Origin of the sequence: Lentihominibacter faecis (assembly GCF_014306095.1) — a bacterium.
GTDB classification, from domain to species: domain Bacteria; phylum Bacillota; class Clostridia; order Peptostreptococcales; family Anaerovoracaceae; genus Lentihominibacter; species Lentihominibacter faecis.
The window spans coordinates 1-3,845 of record NZ_JACRWC010000091.1 but is presented as its reverse complement, the minus strand read 5'-3'; the positions used below and the strand labels follow the sequence as shown (position 1 = coordinate 3,845).

Annotated in this window: 3 protein-coding genes and 1 pseudogene; all 4 read left to right on the top strand. The window is 43.7% G+C overall.

The features are described 5' to 3' along the window. Positions 1 to 202 (top strand): UPF0236 family transposase-like protein (locus H8876_RS07020; RefSeq protein WP_249287139.1); only part of this gene is annotated, 202 nt, incomplete at its 5' end. Positions 203 to 228: 26 nt separating this feature from the next. After that, complete coding sequence (locus H8876_RS07015; protein ID WP_249287138.1) at positions 229 to 726, top strand: rhomboid family intramembrane serine protease; 498 nt, start codon at positions 229 to 231, stop codon at positions 724 to 726. 101 nt (positions 727 to 827) lie between these two features. After that, positions 828 to 3,320, top strand: coding sequence for a DEAD/DEAH box helicase family protein (locus tag H8876_RS07010; RefSeq protein ID WP_249287137.1), 2,493 nt, complete (start codon positions 828 to 830; stop codon positions 3,318 to 3,320). A gap of 14 nt (positions 3,321 to 3,334) precedes the next feature. After that, a pseudogene (locus H8876_RS07005) lies at positions 3,335 to 3,845 on the top strand (Fic family protein); the annotation flags it as partial.

The window sequence follows — 3,845 nt, the reverse complement described above, 5'->3', positions numbered from 1 at the left end:
TATCTCCAGAGATTACTACTATGACAAGGGAAATGAGAACTATGTCTGCATTCTGGACCAAGCGGTCGGCATACCTGAATATGAGCGGATTACAGGAGGTGTGAGCGCAGAACTCGTGAGCCTGGCCACAGAGGTTTCTTATGCCAAAAGTGCGAAGGTTGCAACGGCTGGAGCGATCAGCAGACAATTTGTTTTATCATAATGCTGTTGTCTATGATAACAGAGGATTTGACTAGAAGCATATTTGTCACATGCCATTCATCCCTTACTAATCCTTTGACTTACTTACAATTTTTTATTCATGTGCTAGGACATGCAGACTGGTCACATTTTTTGGGTAATATGGTGTATATCCTGTTATTAGGACCAATATTAGAAGAAAAATATGGTTGGAAACGTATCCTGCAAGTGATGTTAATAACAGCATTTATTACAGGAGTAATTAATTACTTGCTATTCTTGAATATTGCTATATGTGGGGTTAGCGGAATTTGTTTTGCCTTTATAATATTATCATCTTTTACTGGCGTAAAAGAAAAAGAAATACCGCTTACTTTTATAATCGTATCCGTTCTTTTTTTCGGACAGCAGATTTATGAAGGTATAGCTTATGATGACAACATATCTAATCTTACACATATAGTTGGCGGAATAGTTGGTGGTGTTTCGGGATATTTACTTAATAAACATGAACCTATGAATAATACATTTAGTTCACACCGATAAATTCTGCGGTAAAATGAAATCAAAATAGTGTTTAAATAATTATGCTACTATCTGGCAAGCGAAACATTATATGAGCATCACACCCCCCACAGGAGACCAACATGCCTAAAACTAACATTACATGGGAACTAAATAACTACTCGACCGATGTGATGACAGGCGGTTCTAATCGGTATGCGCAGCTTTATTACCAGCTGATCGGCAGCCTGAAAAAAGCGGATAGCGTGGATATCATTGTTTCGTTTCTGATGGAATCAGGAGTGAAGATGCTTCTTGAGGAACTGGAGAATGCACTTCAGAGGGGTGCGAAGATAAGGATCTTGACCGGAAACTATCTGGGAATCACGCAGCCGTCCGCTTTATATCTCATTCGCAAAAAACTCGGCAAACAGGTCGATTTGCGGTTTTACAATGAGAAAAACAGGTCATTCCATCCCAAGTCATATATCTTCCACTACGAGGATCACAGTGAGATCTACATAGGATCATCGAATATATCCAGGAGTGCGCTGACCTCCGGGATCGAATGGAACTACCGCTTCAACAGCCGTACAGATCAGAAAAATTACGACAAGTTTTTCCACAGTTTTGAAGATCTGTTTGAGAATCATTCCATTGTGATCGATGATGAGGAGCTCAGGAAATATTCAAAGAACTGGCACAGACCGGCGGTATCAAAGGATCTGCAGCGATACGATGAAGAGCAAGACGACCATGCGCCGGATCAGGACGTAGACGCAAACAGCAATATCATACCTCTCTTTGAGCCTCGTGGCGCACAGATCGAAGCTCTTTGCGCTCTCGATGACACTAGAGCAGAAGGCGCAGAAAGAGCGCTGGTAGCAGCGGCAACGGGTGTGGGCAAAACCTACTTGGCTGCCTTTGATTCAAAAGACTACGCGCGAGTACTCTTTGTAGCACACCGGGAAGAGATCCTGGAGCAGGCAGCGATATCCTTTAAAAACGTCAGGCATTCGGAGGACTACGGATTTTTCAACGGAAAAGAAAAATCAACAAACAAAGCCTTGATCTTTGCATCAGTAGCAACGCTGGGATGCACGTCGTACCTGAACGAAAACTATTTTGCACCGGACTATTTTGATTATCTGGTGATCGATGAATTTCATCATGCGGTCAACGACCAGTACCGACGGATCGTTGACTATTTTAAACCAAAGTTTCTGCTGGGGCTGACGGCAACGCCTGACCGGCTCGATGGGCGGAACATCTATGAAATCTGTGACTACAATGTTCCTTATGAGATTTCGCTAAAAGACGCCATAAACAAAGGCATGCTGGCGCCTTTCCACTATTACGGCATCTATGATGACACCGATTACTCGGGCATCCACATCGTTCGCGGCAGATACGACGAAAAAGAACTGAACGAAACCTATATCGGGAATGTGCACAGGTACGATCTGATCTACAAATATTACTGCAAATATGGATCTCGCAAAGCATTGGGCTTCTGCTGCTCCAGGGAGCATGCGGAAGAGATGGCAAAAGAATTTTCGGCAAGAGGTATCCCGTCGGCTGCTGTCTATAGCAATGCAAATGGCGAGTTTTCAGAAGACCGGACATCTGCTATCCGAATGCTGACAAATGGAGAAATAAAAGTGATCTTTTCCGTGGATATGTTCAATGAAGGTGTGGACATTCCATCGGTCGATATGGTTATGTTCCTGAGACCTACCGAGTCTCCGATCGTATTTTTGCAGCAGCTGGGAAGGGGACTTCGTAAAAGTAAAGGGAAAGAGTTCCTCAACGTGCTGGATTTCATAGGGAATTATGAAAAGGCTGGTCGTGTGCGATTTCTGCTTACGGATAACAGTGCATCTGCAAAGGGAAATTATGATCCTGCCGACCGATCGAATTTCCCGGACGACTGCCTGATCGATTTTGACATGAAGCTGATCGACCTGTTCCAGGAAATGGACAGAAAACAGATGAAGCTGAGAGACAGGCTCCGCAGTGAATTTTACAGAGTGAAGGAGTTGGTGGGGCATACGCCGTCTCGGATGGAATTGTTCACCTATATAGACGATGATGTATATCAGAGTGCTATTAGTAATGCAAAGGAAAATCCCTTTAAAAGGTATCTGGAATATCGCAAACAGCTCGATGAGCTGACGGACGAGGAAGAACTGATTTACAAAAGCATTGGCCGGGAGTTCATCAGCCTGATCGAAAATACGAATATGACGAAGGTCTACAAAATGCCTGTTCTGATGGCATTTTACGATAACGGAAAAGTCCGCATGGCAGTGACGGAACAGCAGCTTCTGACAAGCTGGAAGAAGTTTTTCCACACTGGTACCAACTGGAAGGATCTTGAGACGGGAATCGATTACGAAAAATTCTGCGGGATTTCCGACAGTGAACATATAAAGAAAATCTTGAAGATGCCGGTGCATTTTCTGCTGCAGTCCGGAAAAGGCTTTTTTATTCAGAAAGAAGGTGCCGCACTAGCTCTTAGAGAGGAACTGTCAGAGGTGGCTGAAAATCCTGTGTTTGCAAAAGAAATAGCAGATGTGATCCAATACAGGGCAATGGATTATTATCAGAGACGTTACAGGAAGAACGAGACATAAGGAGAACGCAGAACATGAAGAATGATCCATTAAAAGAATATTTAAAAGCTTCCGAGCCGGATCGGGTCAGCAAAGGCTATATCTGGCGGACTGCCATCGGACTTCAGGCGGTAGATGGACTGAATCCTTCCCGGTATTTGATCGATACGGCGATCCAGAATATCGAAGGCAAAATTACTGTAACGGAGGCCAGGGATCTCATTGACGGATACTATAAGGCGAATCCTGTGGAATTGTCAGCAGATGAACGCACAGAAGAAGCAGACAAGGTCTCTTCACGCATTGCAGAAATACTGGCAGAACCGGCTTTTTCCTTTTCTCCTAATGAGTACATTGGAATCCACCGAAGACTTTTTCAGGGGATCTATAAACATGCGGGGAAAATTCGCGACTATAATATCACGAAAAAAGAATGGGTGTTAGATGGTGCAACGGTTTTATACGGCAGCGCATCAGAGTTGAGAGAAACGTTAGAATACGATTTTCGTCAGGAAAAGAGCTTTGATTACCATGACCTTTCTATTG

Excerpts from the sequence above, each read along its gene's own strand:
- H8876_RS07010 (WP_249287137.1), top strand. The coding sequence starts at position 828 with ATGCCTAAAACTAACATTACATGGGAACTAAATAACTACTCGACCGAT.